The following is a 14,947-nucleotide window of genomic DNA, read 5'->3' on the forward strand; positions in this document are numbered from 1 at the left end:
GCCGTCACGCAGCGGCGAGCCACGCAACGCGCCGGCATGCATCGCCCGCCAGGTCGGCCGCGTCGAACGGGAACTCGATGCCGCGCGGCGCGTGTTGCGGCAGCACCGCGAGCACGCCGGTCACGAGCGGATCGTTCGGGGCCGGCGCGGTCGCGAAACGGCGCGCGCCCTCGCCCGCCACCGCCTTGCAATGAATGTATTCCACATGCGGCGCGAGCAGTTGTGCGCAATCAAGCGGCGCTTCGCCCGGCCACTGCCAGTTGCCGATGTCGAAGGTCATCCCCAGCGCATCGGGCATGCCCGCCGCGGCCAGTGCGTCGAACAGCCCGCGGAACTGCGCGAGCGCGCCGCCGACCGGAAGCTGGCCGTTCTCGACCACCACGCGGGCCCGCGCGCCGCGCGACAGCGCGACGATATCGCCCGCGTGCGCGTCGCCGGCAAAGCCGCCGAGCTGGAATTTCACGAAGCGCGCGCCGAGCGCGTCGGCTTCGGCGAGCGCGCTGCGCAATGCGTCCGCATCGAGCGCGCCCGTTTCCGTGTACAGGTTGGCCGGCGTCGAGAAGACCGACCACAGACCGTGGCTGGCCAGTTGCGCGCCCAGCGTGGCCAGCGCGCCGGGCGCGGCGTCCTGTTCCGACGCGAACAGCTCGCGCCGCACCTCGAAGCCGGTCGCACCGGATGCCGCCGCGGTCGCGATGAATGCACTGTGGCCCTCCTGACGCACGCGGTCCATCCCGAATGCGCTCGCCACGATCACGATGTCTGCCATTTTGCCCTTTTTCACCGGAATGGAACCGGTTCCATTTGCTTGAGACGGATGGTGCGCCTCGCTTCGGACCCACGCCATAGAGGAAATCCCTAAGACGGTGCACGGCGTGAACGCGCACCCGACGGCCCGCATCGCGCGTTCCCGAGCCGGGTTCCCCGCTCAGGCGATGTCGTGCGCGAGGCTCATCTCGAGGAACTGGGCGGCGACCCGCGAAGGCGCGCCTCCGTGCGGCACGAGAATGGAAAAGTGACGGGTGAGCGGCGCGGGCGCGAGCGAGCGCAGCACGAGCGCGGCATCGTCGTGACGCAGCGACATCGCGGACACGAACCCGACGCCCATCCCGGCCCGCACTGCTTCCTTCACGGCTTCGACGCCCGCGATCTCGAACGCGACGCGCATCGGCGCCGCGCCTTGCGCGAACGCGCGTTCGACGAGTTGCCGCACGGCGGAGCCCGCCTCGCGCAGCACGAGCGGATGGGCCGCCAGCGCGTCAAGCGTGACCCCCGAAGCGTAATCCGGCTCGGCCAGCGGATGCCCGATCGGCACGATCGCCACGATCTCGTCCTCGCGCCACGCATGCACCGCGGTGCCCGGCGGCAGTGCCTCGCCGGGCGGCCCTTCGATCATCGCGATATCGAGCGACGGCAGTGCCGCGACCACGTCGGCCGTGTTGCCGCTCATCGTCTGGATCGCCACGCGCGGCGCTCGCGGCTGGAACGCCGCGATCAGGTACGGCAACAGGTAACTCGCGGGCGTCGTGCTCGCGCCGATGCGCAGTGTGCCGGCCTCCAGGCCGCGTACCGCGTCACGAAACGCACGCGCCTGCGCAAACGTGTCGCGTTGCGCCTTCGCGTACTGCGCGAGCTGTTCACCCACCGGGGTCAGGCGGATGCCGCGGCCTTCCCGCTGGTACAGCGGCTCGCCGAACTCGTCCTGCAGCAGCCGCAACTGGCCCGACACGGCCGGCTGCGACAGATGCAGCGCCACGGCGGCGCGGCTGATGTTCAGGTGCTCGGCGACGGCGGCGAACGTTATCAGTTGATCCGGTGTCATGGGGATGAATTATCGGCTTTCCGGATAGTTTACGTCACAAATCACAATTTTTCATATCGATATAACGAAATTAGGATTACACCATCGCAACACGCTCCATCACGGTGCTTCCATGTCCACTGCTCCGACTCCCCATCTCAGCCACGCCGCGCCGTCGATGCGCGGCCAGTTGAACGGCGTGCTGTTCGTCGCGCTGTTCGCCGCCGCCGTCACGAGCCTGTCCCGGCTTCCCGCGATCGCGGGGCTCGGCCTGTCGCCGCTGATCGTCGGCATCGTCGCCGGCGCCTTGTACGGCAACGCGCTGCGCGACGGCATGCCGGCCAGCTGGGCGGCCGGCGTCAATTTCTCCGCGCGCAAGCTGCTGCGCATCGCGGTCGCGTTCTTCGGGTTGCGGGTGAGCCTGCAGGAAATCGCGCAGGTCGGGCTGCCGGGCCTGACGGTGTCGGTACTGGTCGTCGTCAGCACGCTCGTGATCGGCACCTGGGCCGGCATGAAGATCATGAAGCTCGATCGCGATTCCGCGCTGCTGACCGCCGCCGGCAGCGCGATCTGCGGCGCGGCCGCCGTGCTCGCATTCGAATCGACGCTGCAGTCGAAGCCGCACCAGAGCGCGATGGCCGTGGGCAGCGTCGTGCTGTTCGGCACGCTGTCGATGTTCCTGTATCCGATCGCGTATCACGCCGGGCTGCTGAACCTCGATCCGGCCGGCCTCGGCCTGTTCTTCGGCGGCACGATCCACGAAGTCGCGCAGGTGGTCGGCGCGGCGAGCGACATCAGCCCGCAGGTCGCGCACATCGCGACGATCGTCAAGATGACCCGCGTGATGCTGCTGGTTCCGGTGCTGCTGGTGCTCGGCTGGTGGCTGGCCCGCTCGGCACGCGCCACCGCCGGCGGCGCGCAAGGCAAGCGCAAGGTGGCCGTGCCCTGGTTCGCACTCGGCTTCCTCGGCTTCGTGATCGTCAATTCGCTGAACGTGCTGCCCACCGACGTCACCCACACGCTGAACGTGCTCGACACCTTCGCGCTGACGATGGCCATGACCGCGCTCGGCATCGAAACCCGCGTCGCGCAGATCCGTGCGGCCGGCCCCCGGGCGCTGGTGACCGGCCTGATCCTGTACGTGTGGCTGATCGCCGGCGGCTACGGGATCACCTGGGCCGTGCAGCACTGGCTTGGCTGAGTTGCCCGCCCGTGACACTTCGCGCGCCGCGCCCGACGGGAGAGTCCCGCGGGCGCGGCGCAGTGCTATGCTTCGCGTCGTTTTCCATCGCCCTCTTTCAGCCGTGCTCTCGTTCCTGCTGAAGCTGCGCACTCGCGCCCAAACGCTGTTCCGCCTGTCGGACGCCCATACGATGCTGATCTGGTCGGCCATCGTCGGCGTCGGCGGCGCCTTTGCCACGATGGCGTTTCGCGAAGGCATCGACCTGATGCAGCACCTGATCTCCGGGCAAAGCGGCAGCTTCGTGCAGATGGCCAAGCGCCTGCCGTGGTACGTGCGGTTCTGGATGCCGGCCGCGGGCGGCTTCCTCGCCGGCTGCGTGCTGCTGCTTGCCACCCGCGGCGACAAGCAGGCCGCCAAGACCGACTACATGGAATCGGTCGCGCTCGGCAACGGCATCGTGCCGGTCCGCCAGAGCCTGTGGCGCAGCGCGTCGTCGCTGCTGACGATCGGCAGCGGCGGCTCGATCGGCCGCGAAGGCCCGATGGTGCAGCTCGCGGCGCTCGCCGCGTCGCTCGTCGGCCGCTTCGTGCACTTCGACCCGCCGCGCCTGCGCCTGCTGGTCGCCTGCGGGGCGGCCGCCGGCATCACGTCCGCGTACAACGCGCCGATCGCCGGCGCCTTCTTCGTGTCGGAGATCGTGCTCGGCGGCATCGCCATGGAAAGTCTCGGGCCGATGATCGTCTCGTCGGTCGTCGCGAACATCGTGATGCGGGAATTTGCCGGCTACCGGCCGCCGTACGAGATGCCGGTGTTTCCGGCCGTCACCGGCCCCGAAGTGCTGCTGTTCGTCGTGCTCGGCGCGCTGTGCGGCATGCTCGCGCCGCAGTTCCTGCACCTGCTCGATGCATCGAAGAACCAGTTCAAGCGGCTGCCCGTGCCGCTGCCCGTGCGGCTCGCGCTCGGCGGCCTCGTCGTCGGCGTGATCTCGGTATGGGTGCCGGCCGTGTGGGGCAACGGCTACAGCGTGGTGAACCTCATCCTCCACTCGCCGTGGACCTGGCAGGCACTCGTCGCGGTGCTCGTGTTCAAGGTGATCGCGACCTCCGCCACCGTCGGCTCCGGCGCGATCGGCGGGGTATTCACGCCGACGCTGTTCGTCGGCGCGGTGTTCGGCTCGCTGTTCGGGCTCGCGATGCAAGCCGTGTGGCCCGGCCATACGTCGGCGTACTTCGCGTACGCGATCGTCGGGATGGGCGCGTTCCTGACGGGCGCCACGCAGGCGCCGCTGATGGCGATCCTGATGATCTTCGAGATGACGCTCAGCTACCAGGTGGTGCTGCCGCTGCTGGTGTCCTGCGTATTCGCGTACTTCGTCGCGCGCGCGACCGGCACGACGTCGATGTACGAGATCACGCTGCACCACCACCAGGATGCCGAGGAACGCAGCCGGATCCGCACCACGCAGATGCGCGAGCTGATCCAGCCCGCGCAGACGGTCGTGCCGCTCACCGCGAGCGTCGCCGACATGACGCGCGTGTTCCTCGAATATCCGGTGAAGTATCTGTACGTGACCGACGACGCCGGGCGCTTTCGCGGCGCGGTCGCGCTGAAGGACATCACGTCGGACCTGCTCGACAAGCGCGACACGACCGACAAGACGGCCGCGCACTACGCGCACACGCCGTTTCCGCTCCTCACGCCCGACATGCCGCTCGCCACCGCGCTCGAACGCTTCATGGCGTTCCAGGGCGAACGCCTGCCGGTGATCGAAAGCGAAGCCGAGCCGACGCTCGCCGGGGTCGTCTACAAGACGTCGCTGCTCGATGCGTACCGGCGGATGACCGGCCAGCGCTGACCGGGCGCCTCGCCGCCGGCAGCACGAGCGTGGCTCGACGCCGGGGCCAGGGCCCGCTCAGTCCGGTGCGCGCCCGAGCACCACACGCGCGAAGAATCCCGCCAGCACCGATTCGGCCACCTCGCCCGACACGTGCTGCGGATCGGCCGTGTAGTAGGACTGCACTCCATCGCACAGGCACATCAGCCCAAACGCAAGCGTCTCCGCCGGCAGCAGCAGCGGCGTGCCCGCACGCTCGGCGAAGCGCCGGATGAACTCGGCCATCTGCAGGCGCTTGCCGTGCAGGAACTGGTTGAAGCGCACGCGGAACTTCGCGTCGCGCGCGGCCTGCAGCTTCGCCTCGCCCCACAGCAGCGAATATTCGTCGTCGTGGAACAGCGTCCGGTAATAGGCGAGCGCCATCGACTCCATCTGCTCGCGCGATCCGCCGCCATCGAAAATCGCCTGGAAATCGGCCTGCACCGCCGCGTGGTCGCGCTCCAGCAACGCCAGCAACAGGTCGGACTTGCTGCTGAAATTCGAATAGAACGCGCCACGCGTATAACCGGCCGCCGCCGCGATGTCCTCGACGCTCGCGGCGACATAGCCTTTCTTCAGAAAAATACCGTGCGCGGCAATCAGCAGACGTTCGCGCGTCTGGTCCCTGCTTTGCTCGCGAGTTAAGCGCTGAGGTTTCATGGCGCGCAGTCTAGCACCCTTTACCTTACGGATTCATCTTTGCACTCAGATACAGGTGTGTATTAGAATTCGCCACAGTTTCTGAAAGATGGTACCCGCACGCCCGTGCCGGCGCCGCTCGGGGCAAGCGTCCGCCGCGCTTGCCGGCTTCGTTCCGCTCTCGCTCTCACCTCATCTGGGGGTTTCGTGAATCGCTCCGGTTCCCGCGTCGCGCTGCTGGTCGGCGCCGCGCTCGTCCTCGCCGCCTGTCATCCGATAGAATCCGCGCCGCCCGCCCCGCGCCCCGTCGTCGCGCTGCCCGCTCATGCCGACGGCGCTGCCGTCGCACGCACGCTGCCCGGCGAAATCCAGCCGCGCTACGCCACCCCGCTGTCGTTCCGCATCGCCGGCAAGATCATCGAGCGCAAGGTGCGCCTCGGCGATACGGTCAAGGCCGGCCAGGTCGTCGCGCTGCTCGATCCGTCCGACGTCGAGAAAAATGCCGCGAGCGCACAGGCGCAACTCGATGCCGCGACGCACAGCCTCGCGTTCGCGAAGCAGCAGCTCGACCGCGATCGCGCTCAGGCGCACGAGAACCTGATCGCGACCGCGCAGCTCGAGCAGACCGAGAACAGCTATACGTCGGCGCTCGCGCAGCGCGACCAGGCGCAGCAGCAGCTCGCGCTCGCGAAAAACCAGCTCCGCTACGCGACGCTCGTTGCCGACCACGCGGGCACCATCACCGCCGAACAGGCCGATACCGGCCAGAACGTGTCGGCCGGCCAGGCCGTCTACCAGCTCGCGTGGTCCGGCGACGTCGACGTCGTCAGCGACGTGCCCGAGGCCGCGCTCGCATCGCTCACGCCCGGTCACACGGCGAACGTCACGCTGCCGTCGCTGCCCGGCCGCCAGTTCGCCGCGAAGGTCCGCGAAATCGCACCGGCCGCCGATCCGCAAAGCCGCACGTATCGCGTGAAGCTCACCCTCACCGCACCCGACGCGGCGATCCGGCTCGGGATGACGGCCAGCGTCGCGTTCGACGGCGCACCGGCCACCGGCGACACGCAGCCGATCACGCTGCCCGCGACCGCGCTGTTCCACGACGGCCAGCAGCCGGCCGTGTGGGTCGTGCGCGCGAAGGACGACACGCTCGAGCTGCGCCGCGTCGACGTCGCGCGCTTCAACGAGCGCACGGTGACGGTGTCGCACGGGCTGCAGCCCGGCGAACGCGTGGTGCTGCAGGGCGTGCACACGGTCAGCGCGGGCGAGAAGGTGCGCGCGATCGCGCCGCTGCACCCGGAGGACTTCGCATCGTGAGCGTTTCCTACGAAGAAGGCCGCTTCAACCTGTCGGCGTGGGCGCTGCGCCACCAGGCGCTGGTCGTCTACCTGATCGCGCTCGCGACGCTCGCGGGCATCCTTGCGTACACCCGCCTCGCGCAATCCGAAGACCCGCCGTTCACGTTCCGCGTGATGGTGATCCGCACGTTCTGGCCCGGCGCGACCGCGCGGCAGGTGCAGGAACAGGTCACCGACCGGATCGGCCGCAAGCTGCAGGAAACGCCGGCCATCGACTTCCTGCGCAGCTATTCGCGCCCCGGCGAATCGCTGATCTTCTTCACGATGAAGGATTCGGCGCCCGTGAAGGACGTGCCGGAGACCTGGTACCAGATCCGCAAGAAGGTCGGCGACATCGGCTATACGCTTCCGCCCGGCGTGCAGGGCCCGTTCTTCAACGACGAATTCGGCGACGTCTACACCAACATCTGGACACTCGAAGGCGACGGCTTCACGCCCGCGCAGCTTCACGACTACGCGGACCAGCTGCGCACCGTGCTGCTGCGCGTGCCGGGTGTCGGCAAGGTCGACTATTTCGGCGACCCCGGCGAGCGGATCTTCATCGAGGTCGACAACGCGCAGCTCACGCGCCTCGGCATCTCGCCGCAGCAGCTCGGGCAGGCGATCAACGCGCAGAACGACATCTCGTCGGCCGGCACGCTGACGACCGCCGACGATCGCGTGTTCGTGCGGCCGAGCGGCCAGTTCGACAACGTCGACGCGATCGCCGGCACGTTGATCCGCATCAACGGCCGCACGTTCCGGCTCGGCGATCTCGCGACGGTGAAGCGCGGCTACGACGATCCGCAAGTCACGCAGATGCGAGCGAACGGCAAAGCCGTGCTCGGCATCGGCGTCACGATGCAGCCGGGCGGCGACGTGATCCGGCTCGGCAAGGCGCTCGACGCGGAATCGAAGGACCTGCAGGCGCAACTGCCGGCCGGCCTCAAGCTGACGCTGGTGTCGAGCATGCCGCATGCGGTCGCGCATTCGGTCGACGACTTCCTCGAAGCCGTCGCGGAAGCCGTCGCGATCGTGCTGGTCGTGAGCCTCGTGTCGCTCGGCCTGCGCACCGGGATGGTGGTCGTGATCTCGATTCCGGTCGTCCTCGCGGTCACCGCCCTCTTCATGTACCTGTTCGACATCGGGCTGCACAAGGTGTCGCTCGGCACGCTCGTGCTCGCGCTCGGGCTGCTCGTCGACGATGCGATCATCGCGGTCGAGATGATGGCCGTGAAGCTCGAACAGGGTTACACCCGTGCACGCGCCGCCGCGTTCGCCTATACGAGCACCGCGTTCCCGATGCTGACGGGCACGCTCGTCACCGTGTCGGGCTTCCTGCCGATCGCGCTCGCGAAATCGAGCACCGGCGAATACACGCGCTCGATCTTCGAGGTGTCTGCGATCGCACTGATCGCGTCGTGGTTCGCGGCGGTCGTGCTGATCCCGCTGCTCGGCTTCCACCTGCTGCCCGAGCGCAAGCGGCAGGCACACGAGGCGCACCTGCCCGACGACCACGAGCACGACATCTACGACACGCGTTTCTACCGGCGGCTGCGCGGCTGGATCGACTGGTGCATCGAACGGCGCTTCGTCGTGCTGCTGATCACGGGCGCGCTTTTCGTCGTCGCGCTGATGGGCTTCACGCTCGTGCCGCAGCAGTTCTTCCCGAGTTCCGATCGCCCCGAGCTGCTGGTCGATCTGCGGCTGCCGGAAGGCGCGTCGTTCGCGGCGACGCTGCGCGAGACCGAACGCCTCGAGAAGGTGATCGACAAGCGCCCCGAGATCGATCATTCGGTGAACTTCGTCGGCAGCGGCGCGCCGCGCTTCTACCTGCCGCTCGACCAGCAGCTTCAGTTGCCGAACTTCGCGCAGTTCGTGATCACCGCGAAATCGGTGAAGGACCGCGAAAAGCTGGCGACCTGGCTCGAAACCACGCTGCGCGACAGGTTCCCTGCCGTGCGCTGGCGCCTGTCGCGGCTCGAGAACGGCCCGCCGGTCGGCTATCCGGTGCAGTTCCGCGTGAGCGGCGACAGCATCGCGACGGTCCGCTCGATCGCCGAGAAAGTCGCGGCGACGATGCGCGGCGACGCGCGCACGGTCAACGTGCAATTCGACTGGGACGAGCCGGCCGAGCGCTCGGTGCGCTTCGAGATCGACCAGAAGAAGGCACGCGAGCTGAACGTCACGTCGCAGGACGTGTCGAGCTTCCTCGCGATGACGCTGTCCGGCACGACCGTCACGCAGTACCGCGAGCGCGACAAGCTGATCGCGGTCGACCTGCGCGCGCCGCGGGCGGATCGTGTCGATCCGGAGAAGCTCGCCGGCCTCGCGCTGCCGACCCCGAACGGCCCGGTGCCGCTCGGCTCGCTCGGCCGCTTCAAGCCGACGCTCGAATACGGCGTCGTGTGGGAGCGCGACCGCCAGCCCACCATCACCGTGCAGTCGGACGTGCGCGCCGGCGCGCAGGGCATCGACGTCACGCATGCGGTCGATGCGAAGCTGAACGACTTGCGCGCGCAGTTGCCGGTCGGCTATCAGATCAACATCGGCGGCTCGGTCGAGGAAAGCGCGAAGGCGCAGAAGTCGATCAACGCGCAGATGCCGCTGATGGCGATCGCCGTGTTCACGCTGCTGATGATCCAGCTGCAGAGCTTCTCGCGCGTGCTGATGGTCGTGCTGACCGCGCCGCTCGGGCTGATCGGCGTGGTCGCCACGCTGCTGCTGTTCGGCCAGCCGTTCGGCTTCGTCGCGATGCTCGGCGTGATCGCGATGTTCGGGATCATCATGCGCAACTCGGTGATCCTCGTCGACCAGATCGAGCAGGACATCGCGGTCGGCCACCGTCGCATCGACGCGATCATCGGCGCGACCGTGCGGCGGTTCCGCCCGATCACGCTGACGGCTGCGGCCGCCGTGCTCGCGCTGATCCCGCTGCTGCGCTCGAACTTCTTCGGGCCGATGGCGACCGCGCTGATGGGCGGCATCACGAGCGCGACCGTCCTGACGCTGTTCTACCTGCCCGCGCTGTATGCGACGTGGTTCCGCGTGAAGCGCGACGAACGCGACCCGCAGGACGGCCCGCCGCCTGGCGGCACGCCTGCCGCGTCGTCGGGAGCCTGACCATGGATCGATCGATGAACCTGAAAACACAAGCCGTGCGGGCACTCGCGGTGGCGAGCCTCACCGGCCCGCTTGCGGGTTGCGCGTGGTTCGCGCCGAGCGGCGAGCCGCCCGCGATGCCGTCGCCCGCGCACTATGGCGCCACACCGCAAGTCCAGCAGACCGTGGCCGCGCAAGGCGTCACGCAGCAGTTCGAAGTCGGGGCAAAACCGGTGCCCGACTGGTGGAAGCAGTACCGCTCCGACGCACTGAACGCGCTCGTCGACGAAGGGCTGCGCAACAGCCCGACGCTGAGCGCGGCATCCCACTCGCTCGATGCCGCGCGTGAACAGTTGCGCGGGCAGATCGGCAGCTCGATGCTGCCGTCGATCGACGCGGGCGGCCAGGCCACGCGCCAGCGCGCGCTCGGCGTGCCGATTCCCGCGCTCGGCGCGCCGACGCTGCTGTACGACACATTCGTCGGGCAGTTGCAGGCGAGCTACACGATCGACCTGTTCGGCGCGTCGCGTTTCGCGAACCGTGCGCTGGCGCGCCGCGTCGACGTCAGCGCATTCCAGCTCGAATCCGCACGGCGCGCGCTGGCCGCGAACATCGTCACCGCGTCGATCACGGTGTCGGTGCTGAATGCGCAGATCAATACGACCGAGCGGCTCGTCGCGCTCGCCAACGACCAGGCGCACGATGCCGAACGCCGCTACGCACTCGGCTCCGCGTCGCGCAGCGACGCGCTGAACGCGCGGCAAAGCGCCGACACGTTCGCGGCGAGCCTGCCCGCACTGCGCCAGCAGCGCGACTCGGCGCGCCATGCGCTCGCGGTGCTGGTCGGCCGCACGCCCGACCAGCCGCCGGCCGATCTCACCCTTGCCGACCTGCACCTGCCCGAGCAAGTGCCCGTCGTCGTGCCGTCGGACCTGCTGCAAAGCCGCCCGGACATCCAGGCGGCCGACGCCGGGCTGAAGGCGGCCGCGGCCGAAGTGGGCCTCGCGACCGCGCAGATGTTCCCGCAGTTGTCGCTGTCGGCCGCGATGGGCAAAGGCGGCTTCAGCTGGCCGACGATGCTGTCCGGCGCCGGCGCGATCTGGAACGTCGGCGCGTCGCTGAGCCAGCCGATCTTCCATGGCGGCGCGCTGCTCGCGCAGCGCCGCGCGGCGAAGGCGACCTACGAGGCCGCCGTCGACCAGTACAAACAGGCCGTGCTCGGCGCGTTCCAGAACGTCGCCGATTCGCTCGCGGCGCTCGAGCACGATGCGGAGGCGCTCGACGCGTCGTCCCGCGCCGCGCTGTCCGCGCGCGGCGCGTACGACGACGCGGCGGCCCGCGTGCGGCTCGGCGCGCTGCCGCCGTCGGCCGCGCGCGCCAGCGAGCTGCAGTATCGCAACGCGCGGCTCGACGAGATCCGCTCGACCGGCGCGCGATTCGCGGATACCGCGCGGCTTTACCGGGCGATGGGCACGCCGCCGGTCGACCAACCCGGCCAGCCCGGCAAGACCGACAAGTCGGCCGACGCGTCCGCTGCCGGCCAGCAGGCGCGCGCCGCCGGCGCCGGCGCCGACACCCCGCCTTCGCCGCAATAAGCCGGCCCTGCCATCGGGTGCGCGGCATCCCGCCGCGCACCCGATTCCCGATCTTCCGCTTGACCCTCACGTAGCGTAACGTTCGAGACTCCAGTGTGCGACCCGAATGGAGGAACGAATGCGACTGAAAGTGGGAGAACTGGCGAAACGCAGCGGGCTGACCGTCCGCACGCTTCATCACTATCACGCGATCGGTCTGCTGACGCCTTCGGCGCGCGCCGATAACGGCTACCGGCTGTACGACCGCCACGACATCGCCCGGCTCCACCAGATCCAGGCGCTGCGTCGCTTCGGCCTGTCGCTCACCGAAATCGGCGACCACCTGAACCAGCCCGACACGCCGCTCGTCGAGATCGTCGCGAAGCAGATCGCGCTGCTCGACCGTCAGCTCGCGCAGACCGCGCAGCTGCGCGAGCGGCTCGTGAACCTGCATGCGCAGCTTGCCGCGGGCGCGGAGCCGGAGCTGGCCGATTGGCTCACCACACTGGAGTTAATGACCGTGTACGACAAATACTTTTCCGAGGAAGAACTCGCGCGCCTGCCGATGTACCAGAAGAGCCAGGCGGGCGACGCCGAATGGATCGCGCTCGTCGATGAGGTTCGCGCGCTGCACGACGCGGGCGTGCCCGCCGAGGACGACCGCGCGCGTGCGCTCGCCGCCCGCTGGATGGCGCTGCTCGTGCGCGACACGAACAACGACCCGCGGCTGCTGGCGAAGCTGAACCTGATGCACGAACACGAACCGGCGATGCAGTCGAAGATCGGCATTTCGACCACGCTGCGCGACTATGTACTGCGCGCGTCGTCGGAAACCAAGATGCGGATCTTCGAGAAGTATCTCGCGCCGGACGAGATCCGCTTCATGCGGGCGCACTACGGTGAAAGCGCGATGGCATGGCCACAACTGATGGGCGACGTGCGCGACGCGATCGATGCGGGCGCCAGGCCGGATTCGCCGGAAGGCCGCGCGCTCGCGCAGCGCTGGCTCACGCTGTTCTGCAGCTATGCCGGCACCGATCCGGCCACGCATGCGAAATTCCGCCACGCGATGATGAACGAATCGTCGCTGACGAAGGATTCGTGGATCGACGACACGTTGATCGGCTTCGTGCGGGACGCGATGGCGCAGCTTGCGCCTGCGCGATGAACCCGTTGAGCGCGTTGAGCGCATGACGGTGCGGGCGGCAGGCGCGTTTTCTGCCTGCCGCCCGTTTCACCATTTGCAGCCCGTGTCGCGAACCGCATCCAGTGCGAGCATCGGCAATGCCAGCAGGCCGGCGCCCGAATACGCGTGCTGGCAGTCGGCGCGACGGGCATCCGACATGCCGTCGGCGAGCCGCGCATCGACGGTGTCGCGGCGCGCTGCCAAGCCGCCGGACGACGCCCCCAATGCACCAACCGCGGCCTGCGCCGGACTGCGCGTGCGCGCCACCGCCTGCCGAGCGCCGATCGCGTCCAGATCGCGGCGCCAGTCGAGATCGGGGCCCGAGCCTGATGCGGTCTCAGGATGGTTGTCGGATCGGTCCGCGATCGACCCGGCGGATGTTTCGCGTTGCCGATGCGAAACGCCCCGTGCATCCAAAGGCGACCGCATCGTCATGCGCGACGTTGCAATCGCGGCGGATCGTTGCGTCGAACGCCCGGCGTTGTCGACACCGCGCCCGCCTGCGGCCGGGCCCGCTCGTCCGGCGTCACGCGCGCTCGCCACCGGCGCCGGCGCCGGCCGCGCGGGAATCAGCTCGACACGCAGCGCGATCCGGGGCGGTGTTCCAGCGTTCGCGCCGGCCGCCGTCGACGCCCGCTGCAGCAGGAACCATCCGAGCAGGTGAATCGACAAGGAAGCGGCAACGGCCAGCGCGACGACGCGCGACCTGCGGCGCCCCGCTACTTCGGCACCTGCCGGTTGCGACGTGTCAGTCCGGCTCGCCGACGCCGTCATCGCTGAACGCGAGCAGGTCGCCGGGCTGGCAGTCGAGATAGCGGCAGATCGCCTCGAGCGTCGCGAAACGGATGCCCTTGACCTTCCCTTGCTTGAGCAGCGACAGGTTCTGTTCGGTGATGCCGACGGCTGCGGCGAGATCCTTCGAGCGGACCTTGCGCGTCGCGAGCATCACATCGAGCTTGACTACGATCGTCATCACGCGCCTCAGACGAACTGCCGATGCTCGGCGTCGAGCTCGCTCGCCTGCCGGAGAATGTGCGCGATGATCGCGATACAGGCCGCGGTGAACAGCGCAACGACGTACGGCAGACCGAAACTGATGCTGACCATGCGCTGGCCGACCGGTTCGAGCATCGTCGCCCAGACGGTGAGCAACGGCTCGCATACGACGCTCAGCAGCACCCACAGGCCGATCGCACGCCCCGTCTTGCCGAGATGGCCGGCGGCTCGCACCGAGAAATAGTCGCGGCGTGCGTACGTACGGAACAGCGCGCGCAGATGACGAAGGCCGTTTGCCAGCGCAATGAGCGGCACGCTCGACAACAGGATACCCACCGCCTTCTGCCACCACGGGAACGCGGCGACATCGACGTGCAGGTCGGTCAACACCGTATTGGAGATGCCGAATACGAAACCGGGACCCGAGGCCCCGTTCAGCGACGGAAACAGCCAGCACGCAGCGTTGAGCACCATCATGCCGACGATGAACCCCAGCGTGACGGTGGCCATCTGCTGGCTGATACGGGCGATGCGATCGGAATGCATGAGGGGACCTCGACGACAAATGAATGAGCGTCGATTGTACGTCGAAAATTATCGTAAAACGATAATTAATTGTCGTCTTGTTGTGATTTTTTATTGTGCGGCAGAATCAACCCGCATCACCGTGCCCGTACCGCACGCAACGGCCGTGCATCCGCCTAGTCGTTGCGCACGCTGATCCCGCGCCAGCGCTTCGTCATGTAACGCAGAAACGCGGGCTGCGCCTTCAGGTCCGCGTTCGGCACGGGCGCCGCGCCGCCATCGACGAACTTGCCGTTGACCGTCACGGTTTCCTCGCCGCGCAGCACGTATTTCGTGCCCGCGTCGACCAGGAAATACTTGACCTGATCGGCGCTCACGTCGCCGCGGCAACCGATCCTGTACGCGAACAGGAACTGCTTGCGGCCGTTGCCGAGCAGGTCGCGCATTTCGATCGACGCGGGCACGACGTCGAGGATCACGTCGACCGGGCATGCCTTCACGTAGTCCCGCACCGTCCAGTCGGGCCGGCCGTCGAGCGTCGCGGCGACCTTGAGCTCGACGTCGTCGCCGGACGTGGTTCTGGCGAGCGTCACCGCGTGCGCGCCGGCCGCATCGGTCCACGTGTAGTCTGCGGCGTGCGCCGGGTCGGCCAGCGCTGCGACGGCAAGCACCAGGCCATGCGAAAGGACATGTCTTTTCATCGGAAACGGGACAAGGACATCGAACGCGCC

13 protein-coding genes are annotated in these 14,947 nt (G+C 68.4%); 6 read left to right on the plus strand and 7 right to left on the minus strand.

What is annotated here, in order from left to right:
- Positions 1-4 precede the first annotated feature (4 nt).
- Complete coding sequence (locus LXE91_RS14490) at positions 5-769, minus strand: sugar phosphate isomerase/epimerase family protein (protein ID WP_039357926.1); 765 nt, start codon at positions 767-769, stop codon at positions 5-7.
- Between the two features lie 159 nt (positions 770-928).
- Positions 929-1,822: a LysR family transcriptional regulator gene (locus LXE91_RS14495; RefSeq protein ID WP_039357925.1), complete on the minus strand. Its 894-nt coding sequence runs from the start codon at positions 1,820-1,822 to the stop codon at positions 929-931.
- 112 nt (positions 1,823-1,934) lie between these two features.
- Between LXE91_RS14495 and LXE91_RS14500 the strand changes: the two genes are divergently transcribed.
- Positions 1,935-3,002, plus strand: a complete 1,068-nt coding sequence (locus tag LXE91_RS14500; RefSeq protein ID WP_046196775.1) for a YeiH family protein — start codon at positions 1,935-1,937, stop codon at positions 3,000-3,002.
- A gap of 103 nt (positions 3,003-3,105) precedes the next feature.
- A complete protein-coding gene (locus tag LXE91_RS14505) occupies positions 3,106-4,839 on the plus strand; it encodes a ClcB-like voltage-gated chloride channel protein (RefSeq protein ID WP_039357915.1) in 1,734 nt (577 codons plus the stop codon).
- Between the two features lie 57 nt (positions 4,840-4,896).
- Here the strand turns inward: LXE91_RS14505 and LXE91_RS14510 are convergent, their stop codons facing one another.
- The gene (locus LXE91_RS14510; protein ID WP_039357914.1) at positions 4,897-5,517 is read right to left on the minus strand and encodes a TetR/AcrR family transcriptional regulator; all 621 of its coding nucleotides are present in this window, start codon (positions 5,515-5,517) and stop codon (positions 4,897-4,899) included.
- Between the two features lie 186 nt (positions 5,518-5,703).
- Here LXE91_RS14510 and LXE91_RS14515 point away from each other — a divergent pair, with 186 nt between their 5' ends.
- The 4 genes from LXE91_RS14515 (at position 5,704) to LXE91_RS14530 (ending at position 12,677) form a co-directional block, all read left to right on the plus strand.
- A complete protein-coding gene (locus LXE91_RS14515; protein ID WP_039357912.1) occupies positions 5,704-6,813 on the plus strand; it encodes an efflux RND transporter periplasmic adaptor subunit in 1,110 nt (369 codons plus the stop codon).
- The gene (locus LXE91_RS14520) at positions 6,810-9,956 is read left to right on the plus strand and encodes an efflux RND transporter permease subunit (RefSeq protein WP_039357909.1); all 3,147 of its coding nucleotides are present in this window, start codon (positions 6,810-6,812) and stop codon (positions 9,954-9,956) included. Before LXE91_RS14515 ends, LXE91_RS14520 begins: the two co-directional genes overlap by 4 nt.
- 2 nt (positions 9,957-9,958) lie before the next feature.
- Complete coding sequence (locus LXE91_RS14525) at positions 9,959-11,530, plus strand: efflux transporter outer membrane subunit (RefSeq protein ID WP_278068095.1); 1,572 nt, start codon at positions 9,959-9,961, stop codon at positions 11,528-11,530.
- A gap of 118 nt (positions 11,531-11,648) precedes the next feature.
- Complete coding sequence (locus LXE91_RS14530; protein ID WP_039357904.1) at positions 11,649-12,677, plus strand: MerR family transcriptional regulator; 1,029 nt, start codon at positions 11,649-11,651, stop codon at positions 12,675-12,677.
- A gap of 66 nt (positions 12,678-12,743) precedes the next feature.
- On the opposite strand, the gene LXE91_RS14535 is transcribed toward LXE91_RS14530, so the two are convergent.
- The 4 genes from LXE91_RS14535 to LXE91_RS14550 all read right to left on the minus strand — a co-directional run bounded on the left by LXE91_RS14535 (position 12,744) and on the right by LXE91_RS14550 (position 14,917).
- The gene (locus tag LXE91_RS14535; RefSeq protein WP_039357901.1) at positions 12,744-13,469 is read right to left on the minus strand and encodes a hypothetical protein; all 726 of its coding nucleotides are present in this window, start codon (positions 13,467-13,469) and stop codon (positions 12,744-12,746) included.
- Positions 13,444-13,668, minus strand: coding sequence for a helix-turn-helix domain-containing protein (locus LXE91_RS14540; protein WP_006754510.1), 225 nt, complete (start codon positions 13,666-13,668; stop codon positions 13,444-13,446). Before LXE91_RS14540 ends, LXE91_RS14535 begins: the two co-directional genes overlap by 26 nt.
- 8 nt (positions 13,669-13,676) lie before the next feature.
- Positions 13,677-14,237, minus strand: a complete 561-nt coding sequence (locus LXE91_RS14545) for a DUF2975 domain-containing protein (RefSeq protein WP_039357897.1) — start codon at positions 14,235-14,237, stop codon at positions 13,677-13,679.
- Between the two features lie 155 nt (positions 14,238-14,392).
- Complete coding sequence (locus LXE91_RS14550) at positions 14,393-14,917, minus strand: M949_RS01915 family surface polysaccharide biosynthesis protein (protein ID WP_039358011.1); 525 nt, start codon at positions 14,915-14,917, stop codon at positions 14,393-14,395.
- Between the last annotated feature and the right edge of the window lie 30 nt (positions 14,918-14,947).

This window comes from Burkholderia contaminans (assembly GCF_029633825.1).
In the GTDB taxonomy this organism is placed as follows: domain Bacteria; phylum Pseudomonadota; class Gammaproteobacteria; order Burkholderiales; family Burkholderiaceae; genus Burkholderia; species Burkholderia contaminans.

What these genes read in the sequence shown, in the direction of transcription:
- LXE91_RS14490 (WP_039357926.1), bottom strand. Translation starts at nt 769, where the DNA reads ATGGCAGACATCGTGATCGTGGCGAGCGCATTCGGGATGGACCGCGTG.
- LXE91_RS14495 (WP_039357925.1), bottom strand. Translation starts at nt 1,822, where the DNA reads ATGACACCGGATCAACTGATAACGTTCGCCGCCGTCGCCGAGCACCTG.
- LXE91_RS14500 (WP_046196775.1), top strand. Translation starts at nt 1,935, where the DNA reads ATGTCCACTGCTCCGACTCCCCATCTCAGCCACGCCGCGCCGTCGATG.
- LXE91_RS14510 (WP_039357914.1), bottom strand. Translation starts at nt 5,517, where the DNA reads ATGAAACCTCAGCGCTTAACTCGCGAGCAAAGCAGGGACCAGACGCGC.
- LXE91_RS14525 (WP_278068095.1), top strand. Translation starts at nt 9,959, where the DNA reads ATGGATCGATCGATGAACCTGAAAACACAAGCCGTGCGGGCACTCGCG.
- LXE91_RS14530 (WP_039357904.1), top strand. Translation starts at nt 11,649, where the DNA reads ATGCGACTGAAAGTGGGAGAACTGGCGAAACGCAGCGGGCTGACCGTC.
- LXE91_RS14535 (WP_039357901.1), bottom strand. Translation starts at nt 13,469, where the DNA reads ATGACGGCGTCGGCGAGCCGGACTGACACGTCGCAACCGGCAGGTGCC.
- LXE91_RS14540 (WP_006754510.1), bottom strand. Translation starts at nt 13,668, where the DNA reads ATGACGATCGTAGTCAAGCTCGATGTGATGCTCGCGACGCGCAAGGTC.
- LXE91_RS14545 (WP_039357897.1), bottom strand. Translation starts at nt 14,237, where the DNA reads ATGCATTCCGATCGCATCGCCCGTATCAGCCAGCAGATGGCCACCGTC.
- LXE91_RS14550 (WP_039358011.1), bottom strand. Translation starts at nt 14,917, where the DNA reads ATGAAAAGACATGTCCTTTCGCATGGCCTGGTGCTTGCCGTCGCAGCG.